The 1,041-nt window shown below is 44.4% G+C and carries 1 protein-coding gene; it reads left to right on the top strand.

Annotation, left to right across the window (positions count from 1 at the left end; genetic code table 11):
- Positions 1–21 precede the first annotated feature (21 nt).
- On the top strand, positions 22–1,041 hold a 1,020-nt coding region (locus HMPREF2573_RS04200), incomplete at its 3' end, for a two-partner secretion domain-containing protein (protein ID WP_228141153.1).

Below are 1,041 nucleotides of genomic sequence, written 5' to 3'. Positions count from 1 at the left end.
AAACAACAAGGACAGTCCACCATGAATCGCTTTTGCTACCGTGTTATTTTTAATAAGAACCTAGGAAGATTGGTTGTTGTTTCTGAAATAACGAAAGCACAGGGAAAATCAGGCAATTTGGGTGGTGGTCTTGGTAAAAAGCCAACTTGGCTTTCCATCTCTTTGATGACAAAGCTTGCGCCATTAACCATCGCTTGTTGGCTTGGCTGTAGCGGTTCTGCATTTGCCAATGTTATTTCTGACAGTCAAGCACCTGTCTTTCAAAGACCCATCATTGCTGCCGCCAAAAACGACCGTCAGCAAACCGTTGCCCTTGTTCAAATTCAAACCCCAGTTCAGGGAATATCTCATAATAAGTACACACAATTTGATGTACCCAATCAAGGTATTGTTCTAAATAATGCTCGTACAGGAGCAAGCACCCAATTGGTTGGTGCAGTAGCTGCCAATCCTTTTTTAAAGCAAGGTGAGGCACACACCATTGTCAATGAGGTTCGTAGCAGCAAGGCAAGCCAATTGGCAGGCTCCATCGAAGTTGCTGGACAAAAAGCCAATTTGGTGATTGCCAATCCATCAGGCATTACAGTTACTGGTGCTGGCTTTATTAATGTGCATGAAGCAACCTTATCGACAGGTCAAGCAATCAACAAGCAAGGACATATTCACCACACTGTCAACAAGGGTGCCATTGTCATCCAAACACCAAAGAGTGCGAATGTGGCCACTCAAACAACGACTAATAATATTGGTCTTGGTGGACCAAACAAAAACGCCGACTTGGTAAATCTGTACAGCAAGACCGCCAACATTAACGCTCAAGTACAGGCAGAATATGCCATTACCACCGTTACCGGAACCAACCAGATCAGTGATGTAGGACAAGTTACGCCCATCACCAGTAATCAAACGACTACCAATACAACAAAACCCACGACTGCCATTGACATCAAGTCCCTAGGTGGAATGACAGCTGGCAGCATTAGCTTGGTTGGTACCAATAAGGGCTTTGGGGTAAATCAAGCAGGTAGTCTAAATGCCAAA

The organism is Moraxella sp. HMSC061H09 (genome assembly GCF_001809255.1).
GTDB classification, from domain to species: Bacteria; Pseudomonadota; Gammaproteobacteria; order Pseudomonadales; family Moraxellaceae; genus Moraxella; species Moraxella catarrhalis.
Note: the sequence above shows the minus strand (reverse complement) of the source record. Positions and strands in the feature narration are given on the sequence as shown.